The 25554-nt window shown below is 40.1% G+C and carries 28 protein-coding genes, 1 other RNA gene and 1 pseudogene; 11 read left to right on the plus strand and 19 right to left on the minus strand.

Features of this window, described 5'->3' with window-relative positions; genetic code table 11:
- Positions 1 to 147 precede the first annotated feature (147 nt).
- The 3 genes from ssrS to AC4CUX_RS12920 all read right to left on the minus strand — a co-directional run bounded on the left by ssrS (position 148) and on the right by AC4CUX_RS12920 (position 1269).
- Positions 148 to 331: non-coding RNA, 6S RNA (gene ssrS / locus AC4CUX_RS12910), on the minus strand.
- Between the two features lie 99 nt (positions 332 to 430).
- On the minus strand, positions 431 to 715 hold the full coding sequence (locus AC4CUX_RS12915) for a cell division protein ZapA (protein ID WP_151836208.1): 285 nt from the start codon (positions 713 to 715) through the stop codon (positions 431 to 433).
- Between the two features lie 2 nt (positions 716 to 717).
- Positions 718 to 1269: a hypothetical protein gene (locus AC4CUX_RS12920; RefSeq protein WP_010326327.1), complete on the minus strand. Its 552-nt coding sequence runs from the start codon at positions 1267 to 1269 to the stop codon at positions 718 to 720.
- A 64-nt stretch (positions 1270 to 1333) separates the two neighbouring features.
- Here AC4CUX_RS12920 and AC4CUX_RS12925 point away from each other — a divergent pair, with 64 nt between their 5' ends.
- The 3 genes from AC4CUX_RS12925 to AC4CUX_RS12935 all read left to right on the plus strand — a co-directional run bounded on the left by AC4CUX_RS12925 (position 1334) and on the right by AC4CUX_RS12935 (position 4444).
- Entirely contained in the window at positions 1334 to 1966 is a 633-nt protein-coding gene (locus AC4CUX_RS12925; RefSeq protein WP_151836209.1) for a UPF0149 family protein, read from the plus strand.
- A gap of 80 nt (positions 1967 to 2046) precedes the next feature.
- Positions 2047 to 3369, plus strand: a complete 1323-nt coding sequence (pepP, locus tag AC4CUX_RS12930) for a Xaa-Pro aminopeptidase (RefSeq protein ID WP_151836210.1) — start codon at positions 2047 to 2049, stop codon at positions 3367 to 3369.
- A 145-nt stretch (positions 3370 to 3514) separates the two neighbouring features.
- Positions 3515 to 4444 carry an aminoglycoside phosphotransferase family protein gene (locus AC4CUX_RS12935; protein WP_151836211.1) on the plus strand — a complete coding sequence of 310 codons (930 nt, stop codon included), beginning with the start codon at positions 3515 to 3517 and terminating at the stop codon, positions 4442 to 4444.
- A gap of 68 nt (positions 4445 to 4512) precedes the next feature.
- On the opposite strand, the gene AC4CUX_RS12940 is transcribed toward AC4CUX_RS12935, so the two are convergent.
- A complete protein-coding gene (locus AC4CUX_RS12940) occupies positions 4513 to 5847 on the minus strand; it encodes an ISNCY-like element ISAba32 family transposase (protein ID WP_490792452.1) in 1335 nt (444 codons plus the stop codon).
- A gap of 172 nt (positions 5848 to 6019) precedes the next feature.
- On the opposite strand from AC4CUX_RS12940, the gene AC4CUX_RS12945 reads away from it, so the two are divergent.
- The 4 genes from AC4CUX_RS12945 to AC4CUX_RS12960 all read left to right on the plus strand — a co-directional run bounded on the left by AC4CUX_RS12945 (position 6020) and on the right by AC4CUX_RS12960 (position 9662).
- Entirely contained in the window at positions 6020 to 6409 is a 390-nt protein-coding gene (locus AC4CUX_RS12945; protein WP_114836855.1) for a tautomerase family protein, read from the plus strand.
- Between the two features lie 376 nt (positions 6410 to 6785).
- A complete protein-coding gene (gene ubiH / locus AC4CUX_RS12950; protein WP_151837000.1) occupies positions 6786 to 7994 on the plus strand; it encodes a 2-octaprenyl-6-methoxyphenyl hydroxylase in 1209 nt (402 codons plus the stop codon).
- On the plus strand, positions 7991 to 9235 hold the full coding sequence (locus tag AC4CUX_RS12955; RefSeq protein ID WP_151836999.1) for an FAD-dependent monooxygenase: 1245 nt from the start codon (positions 7991 to 7993) through the stop codon (positions 9233 to 9235). The genes ubiH and AC4CUX_RS12955 overlap by 4 nt, the downstream gene beginning before the upstream one ends.
- Before the next feature lie 175 nt (positions 9236 to 9410).
- Positions 9411 to 9662 (plus strand): hypothetical protein, encoded by a 252-nt coding sequence (locus AC4CUX_RS12960; protein ID WP_151836998.1) that lies wholly within the window; start codon positions 9411 to 9413, stop codon positions 9660 to 9662.
- Positions 9663 to 9777: 115 nt separating this feature from the next.
- On the opposite strand, the gene AC4CUX_RS12965 is transcribed toward AC4CUX_RS12960, so the two are convergent.
- The 10 genes from AC4CUX_RS12965 to AC4CUX_RS13010 form a co-directional block, all read right to left on the minus strand.
- The gene (locus tag AC4CUX_RS12965) at positions 9778 to 10434 is read right to left on the minus strand and encodes a DUF2238 domain-containing protein (protein WP_050764484.1); all 657 of its coding nucleotides are present in this window, start codon (positions 10432 to 10434) and stop codon (positions 9778 to 9780) included.
- Positions 10435 to 10530: 96 nt separating this feature from the next.
- Positions 10531 to 11919: an adenylosuccinate lyase gene (gene purB / locus AC4CUX_RS12970; RefSeq protein WP_151836997.1), complete on the minus strand. Its 1389-nt coding sequence runs from the start codon at positions 11917 to 11919 to the stop codon at positions 10531 to 10533.
- 57 nt (positions 11920 to 11976) lie between these two features.
- Positions 11977 to 12708 (minus strand): high frequency lysogenization protein HflD, encoded by a 732-nt coding sequence (gene hflD, locus AC4CUX_RS12975; protein ID WP_004980842.1) that lies wholly within the window; start codon positions 12706 to 12708, stop codon positions 11977 to 11979.
- A 13-nt stretch (positions 12709 to 12721) separates the two neighbouring features.
- A complete protein-coding gene (gene mnmA / locus AC4CUX_RS12980) occupies positions 12722 to 13855 on the minus strand; it encodes a tRNA 2-thiouridine(34) synthase MnmA (RefSeq protein WP_005399800.1) in 1134 nt (377 codons plus the stop codon).
- Positions 13856 to 13859: 4 nt separating this feature from the next.
- The gene (locus tag AC4CUX_RS12985) at positions 13860 to 14345 is read right to left on the minus strand and encodes an NUDIX hydrolase (RefSeq protein WP_005399799.1); all 486 of its coding nucleotides are present in this window, start codon (positions 14343 to 14345) and stop codon (positions 13860 to 13862) included.
- 358 nt (positions 14346 to 14703) lie between these two features.
- Positions 14704 to 15240, minus strand: a complete 537-nt coding sequence (locus AC4CUX_RS12990) for a gamma carbonic anhydrase family protein (protein ID WP_151836996.1) — start codon at positions 15238 to 15240, stop codon at positions 14704 to 14706.
- Between the two features lie 92 nt (positions 15241 to 15332).
- Positions 15333 to 16481 (minus strand): D-alanyl-D-alanine carboxypeptidase PBP5/6, encoded by a 1149-nt coding sequence (dacC, locus tag AC4CUX_RS12995; protein ID WP_004694204.1) that lies wholly within the window; start codon positions 16479 to 16481, stop codon positions 15333 to 15335.
- 117 nt (positions 16482 to 16598) lie between these two features.
- Positions 16599 to 16985 carry an MCR_0457 family protein gene (locus tag AC4CUX_RS13000; RefSeq protein WP_004694202.1) on the minus strand — a complete coding sequence of 129 codons (387 nt, stop codon included), beginning with the start codon at positions 16983 to 16985 and terminating at the stop codon, positions 16599 to 16601.
- Between the two features lie 192 nt (positions 16986 to 17177).
- A complete protein-coding gene (locus AC4CUX_RS13005) occupies positions 17178 to 17552 on the minus strand; it encodes an MCR_0457 family protein (protein ID WP_035326613.1) in 375 nt (124 codons plus the stop codon).
- A 311-nt stretch (positions 17553 to 17863) separates the two neighbouring features.
- Positions 17864 to 18385: a MerR family transcriptional regulator gene (locus AC4CUX_RS13010; protein WP_004694198.1), complete on the minus strand. Its 522-nt coding sequence runs from the start codon at positions 18383 to 18385 to the stop codon at positions 17864 to 17866.
- 336 nt (positions 18386 to 18721) lie between these two features.
- Here AC4CUX_RS13010 and AC4CUX_RS13015 point away from each other — a divergent pair, with 336 nt between their 5' ends.
- Positions 18722 to 19486 (plus strand): COG4705 family protein, encoded by a 765-nt coding sequence (locus AC4CUX_RS13015; protein ID WP_062034481.1) that lies wholly within the window; start codon positions 18722 to 18724, stop codon positions 19484 to 19486.
- A gap of 182 nt (positions 19487 to 19668) precedes the next feature.
- On the opposite strand, the gene AC4CUX_RS13020 is transcribed toward AC4CUX_RS13015, so the two are convergent.
- Together AC4CUX_RS13020 and AC4CUX_RS13025 are read right to left on the minus strand one after the other, a co-directional pair.
- Positions 19669 to 19944 (minus strand): putative quinol monooxygenase, encoded by a 276-nt coding sequence (locus AC4CUX_RS13020; RefSeq protein WP_151836993.1) that lies wholly within the window; start codon positions 19942 to 19944, stop codon positions 19669 to 19671.
- Positions 19945 to 19952: 8 nt separating this feature from the next.
- Positions 19953 to 21107 carry a catalase family protein gene (locus AC4CUX_RS13025; protein ID WP_262470872.1) on the minus strand — a complete coding sequence of 385 codons (1155 nt, stop codon included), beginning with the start codon at positions 21105 to 21107 and terminating at the stop codon, positions 19953 to 19955.
- 247 nt (positions 21108 to 21354) lie between these two features.
- On the opposite strand from AC4CUX_RS13025, the gene AC4CUX_RS13030 reads away from it, so the two are divergent.
- On the plus strand, positions 21355 to 22059 hold the full coding sequence (locus tag AC4CUX_RS13030; RefSeq protein WP_078388870.1) for a DUF1003 domain-containing protein: 705 nt from the start codon (positions 21355 to 21357) through the stop codon (positions 22057 to 22059).
- Positions 22060 to 22229: 170 nt separating this feature from the next.
- Here the strand turns inward: AC4CUX_RS13030 and AC4CUX_RS13035 are convergent.
- Positions 22230 to 22340: pseudogene (locus tag AC4CUX_RS13035) on the minus strand (IS5/IS1182 family transposase); the annotation flags it as partial.
- A gap of 165 nt (positions 22341 to 22505) precedes the next feature.
- Between AC4CUX_RS13035 and AC4CUX_RS13040 the strand changes: the two are divergent.
- Positions 22506 to 22865: a hypothetical protein gene (locus tag AC4CUX_RS13040; RefSeq protein ID WP_201950789.1), complete on the plus strand. Its 360-nt coding sequence runs from the start codon at positions 22506 to 22508 to the stop codon at positions 22863 to 22865.
- A gap of 313 nt (positions 22866 to 23178) precedes the next feature.
- Here AC4CUX_RS13040 and AC4CUX_RS13045 read toward each other — a convergent pair whose 3' ends face one another.
- Together AC4CUX_RS13045 and AC4CUX_RS13050 are read right to left on the minus strand one after the other, a co-directional pair.
- Complete coding sequence (locus tag AC4CUX_RS13045) at positions 23179 to 23334, minus strand: Arm DNA-binding domain-containing protein (protein ID WP_227556994.1); 156 nt, start codon at positions 23332 to 23334, stop codon at positions 23179 to 23181.
- Between the two features lie 114 nt (positions 23335 to 23448).
- A protein-coding gene (locus AC4CUX_RS13050) for an IS4-like element ISAba1 family transposase (protein ID WP_088631513.1) occupies positions 23449 to 24539 on the minus strand; the annotation gives its coding sequence in 2 pieces (ribosomal slippage) (positions 23449 to 23999 and positions 23999 to 24539; 1092 coding nt in all).
- A gap of 132 nt (positions 24540 to 24671) precedes the next feature.
- Between AC4CUX_RS13050 and surE the strand changes: the two genes are divergently transcribed.
- Positions 24672 to 25433: a 5'/3'-nucleotidase SurE gene (gene surE, locus AC4CUX_RS13055; protein ID WP_201953883.1), complete on the plus strand. Its 762-nt coding sequence runs from the start codon at positions 24672 to 24674 to the stop codon at positions 25431 to 25433.
- Positions 25434 to 25554: the final 121 nt, after the last annotated feature.

The following is a 25554-nucleotide window of genomic DNA, read 5'->3' on the forward strand; positions in this document are numbered from 1 at the left end:
TTGAATAGCCAAATAAAAGCGTTATTTAAAGAGATAGAAATATTCAATAATCATTTTGTTTGGTAACTGGAAGACAAGATGAAAACGATAAAGTTAAAAAATAAAAGAGTATTAACGATGTATGTAATTATTATTTTTAACTAAATAAAGTACTCCGAAGATGCCGCTGCATGTGTCGTTACCCTGAACCCGATGAGTTCAAGGTGGACGCGACGTATACTTGCTGGGTTTCCCACATGAAAGTGGGCATACACTCTAAATATACAGAACACATCCATAAGTTTAAGTATCGGCAGGGGAATAGACCCGCTGGCGAACACCTCAGAGTTGCCTTAAGTATAACGAATATCACACTGATGGCAACTCATACACCGCTACGAACTGTAAACAACTGGAGTAAGTGTTGATACTTTATTCAATTAAGTCGAGTTTAAACAAGTTCTGCAACCTCATCGATAATATTTGCCAGTAATCGTTCTGCGTGTGCATACTCTTGTAGTGTTTTATTCATCGACAACACTTCTTGCATTAATTCTAGTGCCACCATAATGATAATTTTACTGGGTTCTACCCGTGGCGCTTTACGGCGAAACTCATCATATTTATCATTTAAAAGCAGAGCTGCACGTTCAAGGTCGGCTTTTTCTTTTTCCGTTGTGACTAAACGAAAGCTATGACCTAAGACACGTAATTCAACGGTAATTGGTTCGCTCATAATTAAACTTCCTCGCCAGCTTCAGTAGGGTGGGCAAGTTGTTGAATTTCTTGCGCGTGATGATCTTGCTCTGTGCCTAAAACAGCCAAACGTTGGATGATGGCTTCGACTTTAGCTTTGGCATGCTCATTTTTTTGTAACAATCTTTCACGTTCTTGCTGAAGTGCTTGGATTTCTTGCTGAGCTTGACGCTGATCATTGTTCATTTTTTCTTTAATTGCACGTAATTCATTACGTTCAGCCAAGATTTCCTGAAAGCGATTTTTTAAATCCGTACAACTTTTTTCCAAACGACTATAACGATCGGCCAAAGCAGTCGCATCAGTGTTTAAGTGTTGATATTGGGTCTGAGCGCTGCTTAATTGCTCAGTTAAATCATCAATTTGTTCTTGCTTCTGGGTAATTAAGCCATTTTTTTGCACAACTTGAGAACGGTGCTGTTCTTCAGCATCCAGTTTAGCTGCATTTAAAGTGCTATTTTCACTTTCAAAATGAGCAAGTCGCGTTTTTAAAACGCCAATATGCGCCTGTAGACGCTGTAATTCTTCTAACATATCGTGGTCGCACAGTGCTGCAAACAAAGGTAATATATAAGAAGTATAGAGATTGGATAAACGAATGCAAGACGATATTTCAGGTTGGTCAGAATGGCAGCCAAATTTTTCTAAAATTGAAGAGATTTCTAGCCCAAGTGAGTTACATGGTTTACTCACAGGTATCATTTGTGTAACTCAGGCACCGAGCCGTGAAGAGTGGCAACACATCCTCACGACTTTGGAAATTCCAGAGTTAAGCGAAGAAGCTTTGGCGTTGTTAGCCGATGAAGCAGAAGATGTCGCACATGCACTTTCTGACGATGAATTGGACTATTTACCATTACTTCCCGATGACACACATACGCTGGCAGACCGTGTACAAGCTTTGGCTGATTGGTGCGCAGGCGTAGTGCTGGGCTTTGGTTTGGCGTCTGGTCATATTCGCCCAGATGAAATGGAACTGATCGAACATTTACAAGATGTCGCGGCAGTTGAGTTTGAAGAAACCGATGATGATGAAGAGGGTGAACAAAGCTATCAAGAATTATACGAGTTTGTACGTTTAATTCCTGTGAGCTTATCTGTAGGCCGCAAAAAGATTGCGGTAGAGGAAAGTTCGCTGCTTAAACACTTTCATAACAAGCAACAAATCGACCGTTCTGTAACAGAAGCGAACAATGTTGTAGAAATGTTTACGCCGCATCGCCCAAGCTGATTGGCATAAGACTTGCTGCGCGTACATGATAGGGTGCGCGTGGCAACTTTATTCTTTGGTATAAAAAAGACAGATCAAACATGAAACTAACGCAAGTGGATTTTCAGGAACGCCGTGACCGTTTGGCTGCACAAATGGGTCCGAACAGTATTGCCATTATTGCAACCAGTCCAGTGGCGATGCGTAATCGTGATGCAGACTATAAATACCGTACCGATAGCAGCTTCTTTTATCTAACTGGTTTTGCTGAGCCCGAAGCCGTGGCAGTCATTGAAACCTTTGCCGAAGACGATGAAGACGGTTACAGCTACAGTTTGTTCTGCCGTGAGCGTGACCGCGAGATGGAAATCTGGAATGGTTACCGCGCAGGTGTGGATGGGGCGGTAGAAGAATATGAAGCTGACGAAGCGTATGCGATAGATTTGTTAGATGAAGAAATCATTGAAAAACTCTTAAGCAAAGAAAAATTATTCTATCGTATTGGGCAACAGCCTGAATTTGATGCGCGTGTAGCAAAATGGATCACGACTGCCAATGGTGAGTCACGTCGTGGGACTGCTGCACCTGCACAAGTGATACAGCTAGACCGTATTTTAGATGAAATGCGTTTGTTTAAGTCAGAACAAGAAATTGCATTGATGCAAACAGCTTCTGATATTTCCGCACAAGCGCATACTCGTGCCATGCAAGCCATTAAGCCCGGTATGATGGAGTATGCTCTTGAAGCTGAGCTTAATTATGTATTTGGGCAAAATGGCTGCGTGCCGTCGTATAACAGCATTGTCGGTGGTGGTGAAAATGCTTGTATTTTGCACTATGTAGAGAACAACAAAGAGCTAAAAGATGGCGATTTGGTGCTGATCGATGCAGCGTGTGAGTATGAATACTATGCTTCCGACATCACCCGTACTTTCCCCGTCAATGGAAAGTTCAGCCCTGAGCAAAAAGCACTTTATGATGTCGTCCTTGATGCACAACTTGCCGCAATTGACGCAGTGCGTGTAGGGAACTCGTATAAAGAACCACATAATGTTGCTGTGCGCATTTTAGTCCAAGGTTTGCTTGATCTGGGTATTATGCAAGGTGATATTGAAGAGATTATCCAAAAGGAAAGTTTCCGTCAGTTTTATATGCATGGTACAGGACATTGGCTCGGTATGGACGTGCATGATGTCGGTTCATATAAGCAAGAAGGTGTGTGGCGTGCCTATGAAGAAGGCATGGTGGTGACTGTTGAACCGGGCTTGTACATTGCGCCTGATGATGAAACGGTCGATGCGAAATGGCGTGGTATTGGTATTCGTATTGAAGATGACATCGTAGCAACCCAAAACGGTCCACTGAATTTGACTGCGAAAGTGGTGAAGTCGGTAGAAGAGATTGAAGCGTTAATGGCGCGATAAATATAATTTACTGTATAAAAGCCGATCATGTGATCGGCTTTTATTTTTTATAAGGTATTTATGTTGAATAGAGAACTATAATATTTATAAATAAAAATTTTAGTTATTTCATCATCATTTTTATTCACAACAGAAATTAGGCAGCATGAAAGATTTATCTAAGTTAAAGCATAGGATTCAGGCAAAGACGTTAGATTTAGTTACACAGAGAAATGGGGCTTCAGTGTATCAAGGGCAATCCTCTCAAGGAGAAGTCTTTATCAAAATAGCAAATATTCAAACGGCTAATGATCGTTACTGTGAAATCTTAGAAGCTCTCAAAGAATTTCCACTAACACCAAAGGTATTAAATAAGTTTGAATGGGAAGGTTCTTCTATCCTTGTCATAAGTGCCATAGAAGGTACTCAAGTCGATCAAGCATTAAAGAATTGTACGCGGGTACAGAAAATCTCTTTGCTTGGGAATGCAGGACGAGCTTTGGGCGAACTTCATCGTGCGCTTCCACAAACGCGCATATTGAATATGAGGTTCTGGCAAGATCGTGATGGCTTATCAACACATTGGGTATTGTGGAAGCAACAATTAGAATTAATGATCTCAAAATGGATGTCACGTATAAATCCATTGTCATCTGATTATCATGAGTTTTGCGACCAATTGAATGAGTTACGAAAATACGCTAAAGCGATATGTGAGCCGACACAGCTTCATTTACTGCATTGTGACTATAAAGGTCGAAATATCCTTGTAGACAGTGAAAATCGAATTTCGGGTATTATAGACTTCGACGCTGCTCGTATTGGAGATGCGGTCTATGATTTAGCTAAAATTATTTGGGTGGATATAGATTTCTCTGATTTAGAATTACGAAATGCTTTTTTAGAGGGTTGGGAATGTACGTATAAGCAGACTGTGCCTAAAATGAAATTTCTATTCTATGTTGGCATTCAATGTCTTGCAGCAATCGCTTGGACAGATCAAAATCCTTCCGCTGATGGGACAAATCCTATTTTTCGTGCTTCCGCAATTCGGACGCTGAGAATTGCATTAAAAGAATTAGAGATGCTTGATTAGATTCTAAGACTCTTTGTTATTCACCAATTAAAATGTCTATGCGATAAACCATTTAAAATGTCCTGTTTTTAACCACAAGAGTCAAGCACAGGATTTAACTTTCTTTGTTCAATAACAGCTTTCTGAGCTTTACGACTCGGCATACTTTTCTTGAGACGGGAACGTTTATTCTGTTTTTCCAACTCTTCATGCTGTTGCTGAATATGTGCCAGAACTGTACCTAACCGTTTATTCTCAACGATCTCATTCTGCTGTAGCCCAGCTAATTTATTGAAAATGCTGTAGTTGAGCTTTCGTCCCTCGTGCATGAGGGCCACAGTGCCATCTGGGTACTCCAGAAATGAAATATATTGCCCAACAAGCTTATGATTCAGCTCTGTCGGTTCAAGCAGATAAATACATTTGTCATAGGTCAGGGTCAGATTCTTGGTGACCTTACGCGGTTCCTGCCAGGTAAAAATATCATCCAGTTCAAGATGAGATTCGGTTAATGGCCGATGTAAATTCTTTGAGTTTCGCGCACACTTGGCAAACTTCTGATTGAAATGCTCAATAAAGCAGGGCAGCCAGGCATTTGCCTCGGCAATTGAACAGATACCTTCTAGGCGCATTTCCTTGATCAGGCGATCCTGGAGTGTTCTATTGGCACGTTCCACACGGCCTTTAGCCTGGGGTGAGTTGGCGAAGATAATATCAATATTTAACTCATTCAGAATCCGCCCAAATTGCGTGATCTGGCTATCTTGGCTCGATTTCTGATTCACTCGGAATACCGAGTGTTTATCGCTATAAAACGCTAAAGGCTTGCCGTATTGCTCAATGTAGGCTCGGGTTGAAAGCATATAATCAAAGGTCGTTTCAGCCTCACAAAAGCGCAGATGCAACAGCTTTCCAGTGGCGTCATCGATATAAACCAGCAAGCAGCATTTGGAAGCTCGGCCTTCAAACCAGTCATGATATGAGCCATCGATCTGGATCAGCTCACCGAAGCAATCACGGTTATATCTAGGCTGATACGGACGTTTCAGACGCTTGGATCGAGGAATCCACAGGTCATTTGCAGTCATCCAGCGACGAACCGTTTCTACCGGGATATGCAGACCAAACATGCTGCTGAGCTTCTCATGCGCCAAGGTGGGTCCAAAGCCCAGCAAATGTTCAGCAATAATGGAAAGGCACTTTGATTTTAACAAGTCATCATGGCGACGATGGCCAGGTTGACCACGACTGGCATGTGCCATACCTGAGACACCATCTTGATTGAGTTTCTGCAATAACCGGGTAATTTGACGGGTGGAAAGATTCAGGATTTCAGCAGCACGGACCTGGGTAATACGATGATCTCTAACGTCTTGCAGAACTGCAAGACGTTGAATTTCTTTATCAGACATAGTGATCAGCATCTATATTTTATATCCAGTCCATGGTGATAAAAACCATCATAAACCAGACATTTTTATTGGTGAGAATATAGACACTTTAAATGGGTTCTAACACTCTTGTTTCGTATAAGTGCCATTATGTTAAATAGGGGAGAAACTAAGCTAAAATTAGGGTTTTAATTTAGAGAAAGTAATGTCTCAGATAAAAATTTATGCTTTAAATGAAACAATAGAATTACATCGTGATAATTTAAGTAAAGCTATCCATCAGGCTTTAGTTAAAGAATTAAAATACCCTGAAGAGAAAAGGTTTCAACGTTTTATCGCACTAGAATCTAAGGATTTTGTATATCCAGTAGATCGCAGTAAATCTTATATAATTATTGAAATTTCTATGTTCGATGGACGAACAAAAGAGACTAAAAAAGCATTTATTAGGTCTCTATTCGAAAATATAAACAATCTATGCGGTATTGATTCAAATGATGTTGAGATAACTATATTTGAAACTCCTAAAGAAAACTGGGGCATTAGAGGGAGAAATGCGGATGAACTACAGTTGAATTATAAGGTAAATGTTTAAATTTTCTAAAATTAACATAATACACCTTATACGAAATTATTGAAATTTATCCTTCTTAATCAATACTTTAATTAAAGTTGTTCTAGTGCTCTGAACCCTAGAACGGCTTTTTATTGATTCTTCACGTTCCACGCCTACTATTTAATCAGAGCTCCAGATTTTTCATAAGTTTGCTTAAACCGTGTTCTGAACAAGTTTTGATGAAAATCGAAAAGACTGTCTTTTCAAAAATCATGACATGACACTTTACGGTGAAAGTACGTAAAAACATCCATTTCATTATAAAAAAGAAAATCTTTGATGTAATATAAATCCATTAAAACTTATAGGTATTTGAAGTTTTTGACTTTAGGTACGCCATAAAAAGGATAGAAGCATGCAACAAGAAGTCATCATAGTCGGTGGTGGTATGGTCGGACTCAGTCTAGCGTTGATGTTAGCCAAACAAAACATGGCAGTGAAGCTTTTAGAGGCGATCAAATACCCAAATTATGATGATGTAAACCTTGCGCCATACCATTCTAGCTTTGATGCACGAAACAGCGCCTTGTCACGTCGCACAGTTCAAATTTACCAAGAACTGGGTTTATGGAACGCTTTACAAGAACATGCAACACCTATTTTAGAAGTGAATATCACCGAACAAGGCAGCTTTGGTAAGGCGCGTCTTAAAGCAGAACAAGAAAAAGTCGAAAGCTTCGGGCAGGTCATAGAAAACGCATGGCTTGGTCGTGTACTACTGACGGAAGTTCAAAAACAACCATTTATTGAGCTGATTGATGGTGTACAAGTCACCCAACTGACCCAAGATGCCGATATGGCATACATAGAAGCGAGTCGTGGAGAAGAACAACTGTCATTGCAAGCAAAACTTGTCATTGCTGCAGATGGACGTGATTCATTCTGCCGTAAAGCCTTAGGAATAGGTGCTTCGGAGCATGATTATGATCAAGTCGCTATTGTGACCACGGTACAAACCTCAAAACCGCACAACCATGTGGGTTTTGAACGTTTTAGTAGCTTAGGGCCATTGGCATTATTACCTCTTCCTGGAGAATACCGTCGTTCCGTGGTTTGGCCTGTGAAAAAAGGCACAGAAGGTGAATGGTTGGGCGATGAAAATGACCAGCATTTCTTAGATGCTTTGCAAGAAACTTATGGCGACCGTGCAGGAAAGTTCCAAAAAACAGGTAAGCGTTTTAGTTTTCCATTGTCACAAGTATTAGCAGAAAAGCAGGCCGTAGGACGGTTGGTGTTAATGGGCAATGCCGCGCATACCATTCACCCCGTTGCCGGGCAAGGTTTTAACCTGTGTATGCGAGATGCACACGTCTTAGTACGCTATTTGACGGAGCAAATTGCGCAAAATGCCGATTTGGGCGATGCCGAAATGCTGCAAGCTTATGAGGCTTCACGTTTGACCGATCAACAACGCGTAATTAAGTTCTGTGATTCGGTGGTACGAGGTTTTAGCAACAGTAATCCAATCTTAAAGTTTATTCGGAATACTGGTTTGGTCGCGTTTGATACGATTCCAGGCATTAAACCGCTCGTTGCCAACTATGCCATGGGACTAAAAGCATGAGTCATGTTCAAACTGATGTTTTAGATGTGGTGATTATTGGTGGTGGTTTGGTTGGTGGACTGACCGCCTTGCTTTTGGCGCAAGGCGGTGTGCAAGCTACCGTACTGGATGCTGCACCTATTTTAGATGAACAAAAAACCTTGAGTGTTGCAAACCCACGTGTCTTGGCACTCAGTCAAGCGACGATACACTTGCTTAAAACCGTTGATGTTTGGGACAAGATTGCCCGCCAGATGCCGTATAGTGGCATGCAGGTGTGGAATAAAAATGGCTATGGTGAAATTAACTTTGGTCATGCGTCCAAGAAGGAACCACAAGGCGAACAAGCACTCGGTTCTATGGTTGAGCCAAGTTTGCTTAATTTAGCGATTCAACAGCAGATGCTTGCTGTACTCAACGATTACCGAACTCAGGTTAAAGTTGCCCGTGTAGAAGAAGGTGTTGGGATGTGGTATATCCATTTGGCCGATGGTACGGTGTTGAAAACCAAACTGGTGATTGGTGCAGATGGTGCAAACTCTTTTGTACGGGAACAAGCGTTTATCGATATCGATGTGCTGGATTACAAACAGGCTGGTTTAAGCTGCGCCATTCGCACGGCACAGCCTCATCAACACGTTGCACATCAGATTTTTTTAGAAATGGGACCTTTAGCATTTTTACCAATGGCGAGTTTACAGCCAGAGCAAGCAGGGCATTGGCAATCTATCGTATGGACGCTCCCCGATGATTATGCAGAAGAATATGCTGCACTTTCAGATGCTGAATTTACCCAGCTGTTAACGCGAGAAAGTCATCACATGTTAGGCGAAGTGTTGGAAGCGACACCTCGTGCCACTTTCCCACTCAAAGCACGTGCTGCACAGCAATATGTTAAAGCAGGCTTGGCTTTAATTGGTGATGCGGCTCATGTGATTCATCCGTTGGCGGGGCAAGGTGTGAATATTGGTTGTCTTGATGCGGCTGTACTGTGTGATGTATTACTACATGATCTAGCACGTGGCGCGTGGGCACATGAGCAAACACTGAAGCGTTATGAACACCGCCGTAAAGGACAAAATGATGCCATGATGCATAGCATGTCTGCCATCGGTTGGATGGAAACCACACAACTCTTTCCTGTGGTGTGGGCACGAAACTTTGGTTTGAAACAGGTTGAAAAACTGCCTGTATTAAAAGATGCTTTTATGGCACAGGCCAATGGTTTAGGGTTGCTCAAAGAGACGCGTTATGCTGTCTAAGAACGGAAGTGTTATTTTTTAGGCAGTCGTAAAATAAGATTACGATTTTGATTAAAAAAGATACGATTTTCCGTTGAATAAGACTATGCGAAAGGCTGAGAGCTTGTTAAATTTCAACATAATTGGAAACCAGTAATTCATGGGAACCTAAAATGTCATTTGTGGGGAGATTAAGATGACTGATTCAAATGATTATGATGATGTAGAAGACTCAGCAGTCGACGAAGATGAAGCTCAAGCAGCGGAAAAAGGCGCATCAGATTCTTCTGATAATGTTGTAAGTGATGGTGATGTTGCCGAAGCTGAAACACTGACGGTGACTGCAAAATTAAAACAACGCCAAGCACTTGAAGACGAAGTTGCGGCATTCCTTGCTCGCGGTGGCCGAATTACTGAAGTGCCAACAGATGAGTCTGCGAAAGACTAAGAGAGTTAAAAACACCACGCCTGACGTGGTGTTTTTTTTTGTTTTTTAAAACTGATGTACAAATCACTTATACTTGAATGAGTCCTGTCGTTATTTTTTATGGTAGACAAAATGACTACTTTTTCAATAGACAGGCTATGCCTGTGATGATTGCGCCAACTGTGGCTAAAAGCATGTCTTGGTGCGCGTCCCAAATATCACCTTGTTGTCCATTGTAGTTTTCAGCATCTTCAGGCGATAAGCCCATCGCAATAAACCATTCAATCCATTCGTAAATGAGGCTACTTGCCATCACAAATTGAATGACCAGCAAGAATAGGGTGAGTTTAGAAAGTTGAGGCAGCCACACTTGAAACAGACGGTAGAAAAACGGGTAGAGCAGCAAACCGTACGCTAAATGTACAAAGCGATCATACATATTCCGCGTCCAACCGAAACTCTGGTTGAGGTCTAGATTTAAATACTGCATAGACCATTCATTATAGGGCACATAAGAATATAGATAATGCGCACCGAGTATATGAATCAGCAAAAACCCAATATATAGCATAAAACTGATTAAGCTGAGCCCCATTTTATAAAGACAAATGATCAGCGTCACCAACATGAATACGGTTCCGACCTGATGCAGAATATAAGAGCTGACTTCAAGGGGGTGGATCGATGCGAAAGCAATGGCGACAGCGAGTACAATGAGCGCAACCCAATGCGGTTTTTTCAGTTGATAGTCAAAGTGAGCTTTCGTTGTTGTACTTTTAAGGATTGTCATCATTTTTATTGGTTTTTCAATTATGCATATAGGAGATTCTTGTTTGCATTATAGATAAAAAAGCGAAGCCTAAGCTTCGCTTTTTTCAATTTCTAAAAATTAGATTTTAGAAATTAAGTCAGCAACTTGTTTTGCTTGTTCAGCTGCGTTACCTGTATAGGTTGCAGGTGTCATTTCCGCTAAACGTGCGCGGTCAGCAGCAGGGACAGCTTCAAGTTCATTACCATTGACGAAGTCAACCATCATGTCACGTGTCATGGCTTGACCACGAGTTAATGCTTTTAGTTTTTCATATGGTTTTTCAACGTTGTAACGACGCATTACCGTTTGAATTGGTTCAGCTAGAACTTCTTGCGCATTGTTCAAGTCTTCATCAATACGTGCAGCATTCAGTTCAAGTTTACCAATACCTTTTAAACAGGCTTCAAAAGCGATCAAGCTTTGTGCAAAACCAACACCCATGTTACGTAGTACAGTTGAGTCCGTTAGGTCACGCTGCCAGCGAGAAATTGGAAGTTTTTCGCCAAGGTGCGCCAGTACAGCATTGGCTAAGCCTAAGTTGCCTTCTGAGTTTTCGAAGTCAATAGGGTTTACTTTGTGTGGCATCGTTGAAGAACCCACTTCACCATCTTTGAGTTTTTGCTTGAAGAAACCAAGCGAGATATAACCCCAAACGTCACGGTTAAAGTCGATCAAAATCGTATTGAAACGACGTAAAGCATCAAACAGTTCCGCCATGTAGTCATGCGGCTCAATTTGAGTGGTATATGGGTTAAAGCTTAGGCCTAAAGACTCAACGAATGCTTGTGAGTGTGCAGGCCAGTTGATGTCTGGGTAAGCAGAAAGGTGAGCGTTATAGTTACCTACCGCACCATTAATTTTGCCTAAAAGCTCAACTTGTTTGAATTGTTTGATTTGGCGCGCAAGACGGTACGCTACGTTTGCCATTTCTTTACCCAAAGTGGTTGGGCTTGCCGTCTGACCATGTGTACGAGACAACATAGGTTGGTCAGCATGCTTTTCAGCCAATGCCACGATTGAGTCAATGATTTGCTGCATAGATGCAACCAATACATCACGACCACTTTTCAGCATTAATGCATGAGACAAGTTGTTGATGTCTTCAGAGGTACACGCAAAGTGAATGAATTCACCCGCATTTTTAAGCTCTTCGATGCCTTCAATTTTTTCTTTCAGGAAGTACTCAACGGCTTTGACGTCATGGTTCGTGGTACGTTCGATATCTTTAATACGGTTGGCATCGCTTTCAGAAAAGTCAGCAACAATTGCATCAAGTGCAGCATTGGTCTCAGCACTGAAATCAGGCACTTCAGTGATTTCTGGACGGTTTGCAAGCGCTTGTAACCAACGCACTTCAACAGTCACACGAGCATGGATTAAACCAAACTCAGAGAGGAAAGGACGAAGCGCATCACATTTGCTAGCGTAGCGTCCATCTAATGGAGAAAGTGCGGTTAAAGCGTTCATAGCGATTCCTTAAACTTTGGAATTAAACGTAAAACTAAAAAGCCCGTCGATCATGTGTTAAATCACCTGATACTGTAAACGAGCGAGATCTTGAATATCTTTGAGCAATTTGCGTTTACTAAACACCATGCCCCATGAACTTCCACCGAGCTGACGCCATAAATGTGCCATTTGTAAGCCAGTGAAGAGGGAAGCTCGAATGCGGTTGGTATGCGATGAGTCTTTAAATGCTTCTGCATTGCCCCGCACCATAATGCGTGGGTTAATTTGCCCGGCGGTATCGACGTAGGTTTGTGCGAGGTTGGCAATGATGCTTGGGTGTAAATAGTTATTATCGAAAAAAGAAAGCTGTCTTAAGATTTTTTGTTGGGACTGTTCAATAATTTCAACGAATTTGGGGTTGCTATACACTTTCTTTTCGAGTTGTAAGAGTGCCATGGCATAGGTCATGGGAAGTTTAGCGGTGGATAATTTGGGAATTCGAGTTTTGGGTGAGGTATTAAAGGGCTGGGTAATGCTACTTTCTAAGGTTTTCAGTCCTAAGGAGATGTCCGCCAGTTGATGAAAGAAGTCTAAAGTTTGTCCACTTTGGTTGCCCTTCGGTCGGATATTTAAACTGGCTTTAATCAACTGCTCTAAATAGAAGTTACCGCTTTCCCCAATACTTTGCTGACCGCTTAAGGCGGTCATATGCGTTAGTTGCGCGGACTGAAAAACAGCCGCCAACGCCAAAGCTCGGTTTTGGCGTTCGTTCAAAGTTTGAGGCTGTTGAAACGGTAACTCAGCCATGTCTTAAAATCCTTTAAATAAAATCAGGTTTAGGAGCATTGGTATGATGAATCACGCCACCGCCTAAACAAACTTCACCTGAGTAGAATACGACACTCTGACCCGGAGTCACAGCACGTTGGGGTTCATCGAACTCAACACGTACGCCACCTGGGGTAGTCGGATCATTAAAGATCACACAATCTTGGTCATCTTGGCGATAGCGCGTCCGTGAGGTACAACGGAAACCTGTTTCAGGAATCTGCATTTCACCTGCGACCCAGTCAATTGTTTCACTCCAAAGTGTAGTACTTTGCATGAGTGGATGTTCATGACCTTGACCAATCACCAAACGGTTGTTTTCAATATCTTTATGTAGAACGAACCATGCGCCTTCAGCCACACCTTTCAAACCACCAATACCAATACCACCGCGTTGACCGAGCGTATAGTACATTAAGCCGTGATGTTCACCAACCTCTTTGCCATCATCTAAGACGATTTTTCCAGCTTGTGCAGGTAAGTATTGTTTTAAGAAGTCATTAAAACGACGTTCACCAATAAAACAGATGCCTGTTGAGTCTTTTTTCTTCGCCGTGACTAAGTCATATTGTTCCGCAATTTTACGTACTTCAGGCTTTTCAATTTCACCGACAGGGAACAACGTCTTATTAATTTCACGGCCATGCACAGCATGTAAGAAATAGGTCTGGTCTTTGTTTTTATCTAAACCACGCAGTAAAGGTGCGTATTCCTCACCTTTAGAGTTGGTCATAGTTTCGCCGCGACGTGCATAATGACCAGTCGCAATAAAGTCTGCGCCCAGTTGCATAGCATGATCTAAGAACGCACGGAATTTGATTTCTTTATTACATAAAATATCTGGGTTTGGTGTACGGCCCGCAGCATACTCCGCTAAGAAATGCTCAAATACCCGATCCCAATATTCCATAGCAAAGTTAGCGGTGTGTAACTTAATCCCTAGTTTGTCACAGACGGCTTGAGCATCGGCTAAGTCTTCCATAGCCGTGCAGTATTCCGTACCGTCATCTTCTTCCCAGTTCTTCATGAAAAGACCTTCAACTTGATAACCTTGTTGAAGAAGAAGAGCAGCAGAAACAGATGAATCTACACCACCCGACATACCGACGATGACACGTTGTTGCATAGGACTAGGCATCCAAACTTGAAATAAGGGGAGAATTTTGGTGCTCATAAACGAGCGATAAAGGATATTTTTGCCCCGCGAGTGCGTCTTGAACCGCTTTAATCACCAATGGACTACGTGCACGGGCCGTTTCGAGTAGTTCATCCAAAGTCATCCATACTGCACCCACGATACCTGTATCGAGTTCAGCGGTTGGACTGTGATGAAGTGACTGCGCTAAAAAGCAGAAACGATAATACGTGCGGTCTGGAAACATGGGTGGTGTATAGGTATAAATGCCCAATAACGCATCTATAGACACTTCATGTCCAGTTTCTTCCATAGTTTCACGAATGGCAGCTTCGATGAGTGTTTCACCTGATTCAACATGGCCAGCAGGCTGGTTAAATACAGTGTGTGTCACACCCGCAGTATGCTCTTCTACAAATAGAAATTTTCCGTCTTTTTCAACAACAGTTGCGACGGTGACGTGAGCTGTCCAAGCGGTCATATAAAAGCACCATGGGGTAAAAGGAGTATTCTACAAAATTTAGGCGGTGGTGGCTATGTTATGAATATAAAATTAGTAGCTTAGTTCCAAGCTTTAGGTATTGTCTTCATCCGCTAGGCTATGTAGGTATTGTGGTGGACTTGGACTGCCAAGTTACCAGAGCTGATTATTCATAATGATTTAAAAGAAGGGCGTTTGGTCAAAGTGATTCCAAACTGGGAGCCAAAACCCGAAATGATTCATTAATTGATTTTTTAGTGACAGCATTTGAGAAGTATTAATCCGCAGATTCAGCATTTTTGAAGGGAATATTGTTATTTGATCTGATACGAAAAGGGGAGCAAAATGCTCCCAATGATTATGACTCTAAATAATGCCCCGATACTTTGACATAGTTTTGTGCTGAATACGGTAAGAATGCCAACTCTTTTTCTGTTAGAGGACGAACTTTTTTGGCAGGACTACCGACATATAAATAGCCACTTTCCAGTACTTTCCCTGGTGGAATTAGTGTTCCTGCGCCAATCATCACATCGTCAGGAATGATGACATCGTCCAAAACAATGCTATTGATACCAATCAAAACCCGATTGCCGATCGTACAGCCATGTAAGGTAACATGGTGACCAATCGTGACATCTTCGCCAATGATTAAAGGCGAGCCATTTGGTTTGTCCGCTTTTTTATGACTAACATGCAGCATAGCATGGTCTTGTACATTTGAGTTTTTACCAATCTGAATATGGTTTACATCACCACGAATCACGGCAAAAGGCCACACAGAAACATTTTCAGCCAAGATGACATCACCAATCACTACCGACATTTCATCGATATAGCAGTTGTTGCCAAGCTGTGGAGTGCTGTTCAAATAAGGGCGAATATTTTTAGCCATGTTGGTGTTCTGCCTTTGCGTAGGTGCCCATTATAAAATAAAAAAGCATCCAGACCGAGGTGTGGATGCTTTAACTTAAGTCTAAATATTACTTAGAATAAGTTTGAGAAGAATTGTTTGATGTGGTCAAGCATACGTGCAAAGAAACCTGCTTCTTCAACATCTTTCAGCGCCACAAGTGGTTTTTCAGCAATCACTTTACCATCAAGGCTTGCTACATATTTACCAACCACTTGTCCTTTTTTCAACGGTGCAGTCAGTTTCGGTTGAACCACGAGTTGTGTTTTGATTGCGTTGGCTTGACCTTTAGGCATAGTCACATTAAAGGTTTCAGCTAAACCAATTTGTACGTCACTTTCTTTACCAAACCACACTTTTGATTTTGCTAAAACTTGGTTCGCAGCTTGAACATTTTTAGTTTCAAAATTTGCATAACCCCACGCTAAAATTTCACGTGTTTGCGTTGCGCGTTCTTGCATGCTTGGCGCACCAAAAATCACAGAAATCAAACGCATTGGGCCACGTTTAGCCGAAGTTGTTAAGCAATAACCCGCTTCGTCAGTATGACCAGTTTTTAAACCATCGACACTTGGGTCAGTATAAAGCAAGGCATTACGGTTGCCTTGTTTGATACCGTTAAAAGTAAATTCTTTTTCAGAATAAATCGGATAATATTTTGAACTGTCGTGAATGATGTGCTGTGCAAGCGTTGCCATGTCTTTAGCAGTGGAGTAGTGACCTTCAGCAGGCATACCTGTTGAGTTCATGAAGCTGGTATTGGTCATGCCGATACGTTTTGCTTCAGTGTTCATCATGTGAACGAAAGTGCCTTCGTTCCCAGCAATGTGCTCAGCCATAGCCTTAGATGCATCATTACCCGATTGGATGATAATGCCGCGTAACATCTCTAATGCAGTCGCAGTACCATTTAATGGCACATACATACATGATTCCGAACTACTACCACGACACCAAGCAGACTCGTTCATCCGAACTTTTTCATCTTCGGTTAGCTCGCCCGCCAACAACTTTTGCTCAATAATGAAACTCGTCATCATTTTTGTCATTGACGCTGGTGCTAATTTTTCATTTTCATTTTTAGATGCGAGGATTTGCCCAGTCTCATAATCCATCAGCACATATGATTTATTATTTAGTTCTGGTGGTGAGGATAAGACAGTTGCTGCAAATGAAATGCTTGGTACGAGTAATGCCGCAGCAAGGGCGCTTTTTTGAATCATTCTAAGGGGTTCCGATTTCTTTAGTATAAGCACGAGAGCTTTGCATTTTAGGACAAAGTTCTGCCGACTTCTACGGGAGAAATCGGCTTATTTCAAAGATATTGTAACCAATTGGTATTATTTGCTGTAAGTGCTCAATTCTTTACAAATTTCTTGGTTTTTCGCTTTACCTGCTTTTTTCGCATCGGCTTGAGCTTCGGCTAAAATAGGCTTAAATTTTTTCTCTTTGCTGAGGCTTTTAAGGTATTCAGTCGGGTTTTTCTGTTGCGGTAGATATTCTTTGGCCAAAGTGTTGTAGCCATTTTCAAACTGACTCTGGTCTGAAACGAGACTTGGACAAACTTCTGATAGGACATAAATTGCAGCCAACTCTTGCTGCGTCACTTGTTGCAGTGGAGTTACTTCAATATTTTCGTCTTTATTGGCCGCATGAGCCGAACCGATAGCAATCAAAGAAGAACCACAAACTGCCAAAATCACTTTTTTCATTACATTTAAATTCATTATAAACCCTAAGTGCATACATGTTGTTGCCATAATAGGATGAGCTTAAACAAATTTTAAGTAAATGTAAGCGCAAAAATGTATAGAAGCTGTTGAAGTCGCTTCATCGTTTTTACATTTTTCAGTCCAATAAAAAAGGATGAATAACCCCATTATTCATCCTTTCTTTGCGATATAGATGTAGAACTTGAATTAACCTTCAAAGTTTACAACGTCATCACATACTGACTTTTGTTCTGCTTTGTCAGTACCATTTGCATCTGTACGAGCTTCTTTCAGAATCGACTGGTATTCGCTGTCTGACTGTAATTTTGCATAGGTCATCGACTTATCTGAGTAGTCTTGTAAATAGGTTTGAATTAAAGTTTGAATGTTGCTTTCAATTTTAGGGCCTTGACCCACCAAAGCAGGGCAAAATTCGGTCATGACTTGCGCTGCTGCAATATCTTCTTTCACGATGGTGTTGGCTTCTTCTGTGCTTAATCCCTCTAGTGCAAAAGCAGATTGAGAAATCATGATAGCCATGCCTAATCCGAAGAAATTACGTAATGTTAAGCTTTTAATCATTTTTAAAATCACATATTTATGGTGGATGCGGAGACTCAATATATATATTTTCAATTAGAATTCAATGAAAAGTTCTGACCAGTCATTTTTTAATAAAGTTTTTTGTTTTGGACTTTTTAATCGCCAATGATCATCCTAACGACTTCTAATCTTCAGTTTTGGCAGTCTTTAGGATGATCTGCTTGTTGGTGCAGGAATAATATTTAGGGATAAAAAATGCTTACGATAGGTAAGCAGTGAACTCAATAGCGCTTAGATGAGAGCTATTGGGTTTGATGTTCAAATGATCAAATATTGAGAGCTAAAAAGCACTATAAGCTTCGAATAGCCGTAATCTCATCTTGTGTAATGTTGAGTGACTCTAAGAATTTTTGATGCTCCTCAGGTTCCATCTCTTCAAATTTTTGATGCCACTTAATCATATCTTCTTTTGATAAACCTGCTGCGATCATAATCTCTACCCATTTGGCTTTATTCACGAACTTTTCCTTTAATAAAATGGACTTTTTCAATAACTCAATGATGGCTTTTTGATGAGCTCTTAAGTTATTGATCTCTTGTTCCAATGCCCGAAAATGATTTTCCAAGATCTGCCCTTGGGATATGCTAAGTGGTTCTAAAAGCAAGCGAATATCTGAAATGGATAGTCCGTAAGAACGGTAGGAGATGATGCTTTTAAGACGCTCAATTTCACTTTCACCGTACCACCGGTATCCATTTTCAGCGATTAAGCTTGGTTTTAATAAACCCTGTTTCTCATAATAGAGAATAGTCGTTCTGGATAAACCGAGTTTTTTCGCTAAGCGAGATACAGTAAGCATAGTTTCCATCATTCGTTCATTGTTCCATTAAGCTAAACCCTTTACTTATAGACGGGTCAATCAGGTGAATTCAAAAATATCGCAAATTAAACTGATGCGAACAGAACATTTGCCATGGCTTATTTTACAGCTGTCTTTACGGGTAGCGAGTAACAACAGCTTAGGTGTTTAACTCAGCTCAGCTTGGTTTCAAGTCCATTTAGAAAGCGGATGAATAAGTCTATGGACGTTGTGTTATTGAAAGCCATAAACAGCCTCTATGGGCGAGGTCTTTGAAATTTAAGATTGGTTTCAGTTGTGAGCACTATTATTCAGCATAGACAAAAGAATAAGGTTTGGGTGCGTATCATGACTGAAGAAAAAACACTGCATGAGGTGCTGAGCAAGGTGCCTGAAGTCACTTTGCTGTTTTGGATCATTAAAATTGCGGCAACAACTCTGGGTGAAACAGCGGGGGATGCCTTATCCATGTCGCTTAATTTGGGATATATCGTAAGTACGGGTATCTTCGCCGTTATTTTTGCAATATTCGTTGCGGCACAGATTAAGGCCAAAAAATATAATGCATTTTTTTATTGGTCTACAATCATTGCAACAACAACTCTAGGGACAACTATAGCGGACTATGTTGATCGTACCTTAGGACTGGGCTATTTAGGTGGCAGCTTAATCTTATTTGGCCTGCTTATTTTATCTTTATTGGCGTGGTACTACAGCAGCGGGTCAATTGCGGTACAGAGTATTCAATCTTCTAAAAGTGAAGCGTTTTATTGGCTGACCATTATGTTTTCCCAAACATTGGGCACAGCGCTAGGGGATTGGACAGCAGATACGCAAGGACTGGGCTATACCAGTGCAGCACTTATCTTTGGCGGTTTACTTTTATTGCTGACGATGCTTTATATGTGGACCAAAATCTCTAGAACTTTCTTATTTTGGGCTGCATTTGTACTCACGCGACCATTAGGTGCCGTACTGGGGGATTTCCTAGATAAGCCCATTAGTCACGGAGGGTTGGATCTGAGTCGATTTGGCGCATCCTTTGTTCTATGTGCTTTTATCGTCTTTTGTTTGGTGGCTTTTAAACCCAAAGCAGCAGCGATTGCTCACTAAAAAGCTCTTAGCTTTAACACCTGCTCAATGCATGATGATCCATACAAAAATCGCTATTCTTCATTGTGTTTTTTAGTACAGAACATTTTAAATTTTAAGGTCTGAATAGAGATAGCTTTCATTTGAGGGCTATTTCAAGTTTTAGTCATAGAAGTGTCATTTTATAGCTAGAAAGTTAAACCTTATTCACCCTCAGATATTTTATACTGTCGTTTAATATTTTGTGTTTTCACTCCCCAAATGGACGAGGCCGTTCTACTTTGGTGATGCTTAAAACTTTTCATGCTATCAAAAACTTCTAGCACCTCCCAGATAAAAGGGTCGTGGCTTTGCTTGACCTCAAAAGAAATGCAGCCTTCTTCTTGATGAGTTAATTCAATATGTTCTGGAAGGAGTTTCATCACCAGATGGACTTCTTCTTTAGACACACAGATTAATAGGCCATCGAGTTTAACCATAGGACTCCTTATTGATCTCCGACATTGTTAGCGTTTGTTTGTTTAGCCGAATTCATTTCATGTCTGACGCGACTAATCTGGTCATATATGACTTTGCGCATTCGGTTTATCGCACCCAGTGGTTTATGTTCAGCTAATGCATGCCATGGTGTAAAGGATAGGTTTTCACAAAACTTATTTTGCTCAGGGGTATCAAAAACTTGCTGAGGAATACGAATAGTGGCCACCTTATAGAAGGGAGCTTGGTCTTCTTTCCATTCCGTCATCGAGTCTTCAACAGACATTGCGCTGGATGTCCGAGGTTGTACTAAAAACTCCATGCAGGCATCACGATCTTGTAACGTCGTTCGAAGTGTCTCTCTTAAAAAGTCCTTTTGAGGAGTAGCTGGAATCGGGCTAACAACGCTTGAACATGCACGAGCAGAGTACTTTACTGCTTGACGATGATCGCCGACTCCTAACTGATAGGGAACCATAGACCAGTATCTGGTTTGCAGTGGATTTGAAATTTTATTTCTAGTGTTCAAGGCAATCCAAGTTCCTTTGGCTCCTAATGCAAAAGGGACATGCAGTTTTTTTAGAAATCGATCACTATTGATATCTTGTATAAATGATAGATAACGAGCGGGGTCATTTACAAAGAATACAGGGTGATTGATCATAATGAAGTCTTGCGTAGCCGCAGGTTCATCTAAAAGGTTTTTCTCTGGCACGGCTAAAAGTTTGATCGCCATGCCGCGTGCATCTTTTTTTATATCCGCCTGTTTTGCATTACTCGATCCATTCGAAAAACGAATCCATGCTTGATAAGTTTTTCCTGGAATAAAAACACCATAAGCCATGTTTTGAGGCAATGTCTCATTTATTTTAAATTCTGCACGTACGCAACCATGTGCTTTAGGGTGCGCATCACGTAGCGCGATATCTGTGGAATATTGTTTTCGGATCGTCATTTCAATGATGTTCGCGATTTCTTTAGCAGTGGCGGCCTCATTTGGATAAAGACTTTCACTTAGACCCAGATCTACATCTGGGTATATAAAATCTTTAGGAGAAGTCAACATTACAGGTGGTGTATTCGCATCTACGTTAGCAGTGATACCTGTGAGCAATATTGTATGAAAAAGTAGACCTAAACGCATAGGCCTTGCGGAGTTAGGCATTGATTGTCTCCTTGCTCTAAAGCTGGATTTTTTTAATTTTTAGCCTGATGATATGAACTTGTTTAGCCTTATTTAAGACACAGAATCATGATTATATCTGTGGCATTTTTTTATTCATGGCTACTGTCTAGAGAAAACTTAATGAGGAGCTACTCTGAGTGGTGCTGAAAATTTGACATTGGTTTAAAATTTGTTCGAAGATGTTTATCTCCCCCAAAACCAATAATGATTATAAAAGAGAACGAGCATGAGCGAAAAAAATCAAAGTCATGAATGTTTAGTCTGTGGGCAGAAATTCCTCATTAAAAACCTCATTCCTATGGGGGCAATACGAAAATCTATTACCGAAGAAATTTCACATGATTTTCCAGAATGGTCGCCTCAAAGTTATATTTGCCAAGCAGATTTAACTAAGTATCGAATTCAGTATGTTCATTCACTGTTAAAGTCTGAAAAGGGGGAAGTGACTGATCTTGAATATGAGGTGATTAAAAGTTTGCAACAACATGAAGTGATCACCAAAAATGTTGAAAATCAGTTGGATCAAAATTGGACTTTAGGGGAAAGGCTGGCAGATAAAATTGCGACCTTTGGTGGTAGTTGGGCTTTTCTCATGTGCTTTGCTACTTTCCTAGCCATTTGGATTATTGTCAATACAGTGGTCATGGTCACGCATCCTGCCGATCCATATCCCTTTATTTTATTAAATTTAATTTTATCCTGTATTGCAGCGATTCAAGCTCCTGTGATTATGATGAGCCAAAACAGACAGGAAGCCAAAGACAGATTGCGTTCACAAAACGATTATAAAATTAATTTAAAGGCAGAGTTAGAAATTCAACATTTAAATGAAAAACTAGATCATCTGTTGATGCATCAGTGGAATAGGTTAGCCCAAATACAAGAAATACAACTGGATTTGTTATCCGAAATGAGTAAAAAACGCGAATAACTTGGCTCAATATACTCATACTTAAAGCGTGTTTTTATAATAGTGTATACTAGCTCAAACCTGAGCTGATAGTTACAGATATTTGCTTAAGACTGTTAGGTTAAATTTGAGCTAAATTCTTTTCAGCCCAAATACGTTTTTCATGGAGTAATGTTGCAAATGGCATTCTGCCATTGAGTGGTAGGATTAAACCAAATTAATATATTTACTCGATTGATTAAGGCTTGATTATAAGAGGATCAATTCGTTGAGCGATAAAATTCAGTTATAGGTTTTTTCATTTGAAAATTATATTTCTGAATAAGCTGTCAAAAATAGGTTTGTACAACAAAGCCGTGTAGAAATAGAACGTTTAATAAGATATGAGTTCTTCTAAGTTTTTAATTAAATATTTAAATCATTTTTTATATTTGATTTTATGAATGTGTTGTGATAAGGGGGGTAATGTGAAATTTATAATATATCCAATTTTAATAATGGTTATTATTCAACCTTTTATTAGTGATTATTTTTTTGAAAAAAGAGCAAGACAGTTGGCGCTAGATGATAAAAATATTATTAGGGGGTGCTTGTTCTTAGAGAAAAAATATCGTCATAGAAATAGTAGTGATTTTTTATTATATGATGTGAATGTTGATGGTAAAGTTTATAGTACCATGGATATAAGTATTAGTGGTTTTCCATATTACGCTAAAAAATTTGCTTTTGAAAGAAAAATGGATGTCAATATTTCTTGTTATAAGATTGAATATGTAAAAGTTGGTTATTGGTTTTTTGAAAGGAGGTATATATATGATTTATCTTAATGAAAACAATATGAATGTTTTTTAATGGTTTTAGGCTTGGTTAGGTTTTTAAAATAGTTTTTTTTGATTTTTTATAAATATAGATGAATTAACATGAGTAAAGTTGGAGGTGAAATAAGTAATGTTTTAGAGATAAGCTGTGATACAGTAGATAGTGAGCTAGCGAATGCAGTTAGCAGTAGAAGTATTGGATGAGGCCGTAACAGATTCTGCCTTTTTTTCTTTTTTCATCAACAGGGTTTATATCGTCTTTTAATAAGATCCTAGATTCATCTTTCTTTTACATGCTTCAGCTAGACAGACAATAGCATATTCACCAAAACTTACCATTCCTTCCTTTTAATGTATATTTGAATCGCCAGATTTTCTTGCCAGTGGGTCTAACTTCAATGTATAACCTTTCTGCATCAAGCACTCTATATGCTTTTTCTTTAGACTTTAGTGATTTTATTTTAGTATCTGATAGCATTAAGTTACCCGCAAAAGTCTCGGTTTTTTGACAGATTAGTGCGAACTAATACAGACTAAAATAGATTAAATTTAAAGTTAAATAAATGTTTTTTTTCTCTGTACACGACAAATTTCACAGAACCCTTATCCTATCAGGGTTCTGCCTTCTTAAAATTGCCAAAATTTCCTTAAACTCTTCTTTTTTCCCAAAACCAATTAAACGCTGAATCGCCATTTGAACATAGTCTAAACCATAGCGAAATAAACTCATTGAGAGTCGTCCATGCTTCTTTATTTTTATCACTTTTTTTTGATCATGTTGCCATTCACCCGTTAAGTAACACCAACAGAAGCTTATAGCTAACACCGCAATCAATTTTTTCACTCGTCTAGGGTCTGTCAAGCGCGTATTTTCAAGATTAAACCCGCGTCCTTTGAGACAACTGAATAAGGTTTCAATTTCCCAGCGTAATGCATAATCCTGAATAGCATTGGCATTAAACTGAGGAGAAACGACGAGTAAAAGCTCTCCATTTTCTAACTGTAGTGCACTTATATATAGTTTCACCCGACCAACCAAAATCCGTCGTTTACGACATTCAATTTGACCAACTTTAAGATGGCGAAATAAATCACTAATTTTATGATTCTTTCCTAAATGATTGGTGACAATGAAGTTTTTTTAACACGAATGCAGAAGTTGATGTCTTGTTCAATTAACCATGTAAACCACTGCTCACCGATAAACTCTCTGTCTGCGAACACATTCACAATACGGTCTTTACCAAAAATGGCTATAAAGCGTTGAATCAAAGCAATGCGCTCTTTCGTATCTGAATTTCCACGTTTATTAAGCAATGTCCAAAGGATAGGTATCGCTATTCCACGATAAACGATTGCGAGCATCAGGATATTAATATTTCGTTTTCCCCATTTCCAATTGGTTCTATCTAAAGTCAGTTGCACTTGGTCGAATGAAAACATATTGAAAATCAACTGAGAAATTTGACGATAATCAAAATACTGACCTGCAAAGAAGCGCTGCATACGTCGATAAAATGATTGTGGTAAGCACTTGATGGGCAAGGCTTTAGATGCAGAAGAAAGATTACATGTTTGCTTTAAAATAATCACAAGCATGATGAGCGCAAAGCACTTTAAATGTGACTTGTTCCATTTTAGATATTTGTTTAAGATAAGATATAACTCATTGAGATGTGTCATAGTATTCGTCGTTAGAAAACAATTATTATGACATTATTTCAATGAGTTATCTATTTTTGTCGTGTACAGAGGTTTTTTTTATATATTTTCTAAATTAATATAGATTTAAGAAGATTCATCAGTGAATATTTTATAATAGCTAATGACGATGGTGTTTTTGCACCAGGTATTCAAGCGCTCGCACATGCTTTACGTCCATTAGGTCGCGTGGTGATTGTAGCACCCGAAAGTGAACGCAGTGGTTTTTCCAGTGCTTTAACTTTAGATCGACCTTTACGTCCAATCGAAATTGCATCCGACATGTGGGCAGTCAATGGTACACCCGCGGACTGCGTCTATTTGTCCATGAATGGCTTATTTGACTTTGAGTTTGATCTGGTTGTTAGTGGCATCAATAGCGGGGCAAACTTGGGTGATGATGTACTCTACTCAGGTACAGTTGGAGCAGCATTTGAAGGGCGTCTAATGAAACAGCCAGCCATTGCGGTATCACTTGCGGGCCCTGAAGTGCGTTCGTACAATCGTCCAGAAGATTATCATCATGCTGCACAGTGGGTGCATGACTTTGTGAAACAAGGTTTGCCAGCACTGCCACCACGCCATATTTTAAATATTAATATTCCAGATGTCGCTGAGTTACAGGGCGCTAAAATTACTTATCAAGGACGTCGTCGTCAGTCTAAGCCGATTACCAGTCATGTTGACCCACGTGGTCGTCAAGTGTACTGGATTGGGCTTGCAGGTGAAGCTGTGGCGGAACCGAAAAGAGGCTATGATGAGGTAGAGTCAGACTTTTTCGCTGTGGCAAATGGTTTTGTGAGTATTACGCCTATTCAGATGGATGCAACCAACTATGAAGTTTTGCATGCATTACAAGGGCAAATAAGTGCTTAAAAGGCGCTACAGCTGAGCAATACAAGGAATGTATTCAGCTGTTTGTTATAACTTTGTGAAAATACGCGCAGAGATACTATTTTCACATACTTTTTTGCTAATCTTAGCGCAAATTAAACTG

It is taken from the genome of Acinetobacter sp. 231_lipA (genome assembly GCF_058243005.1).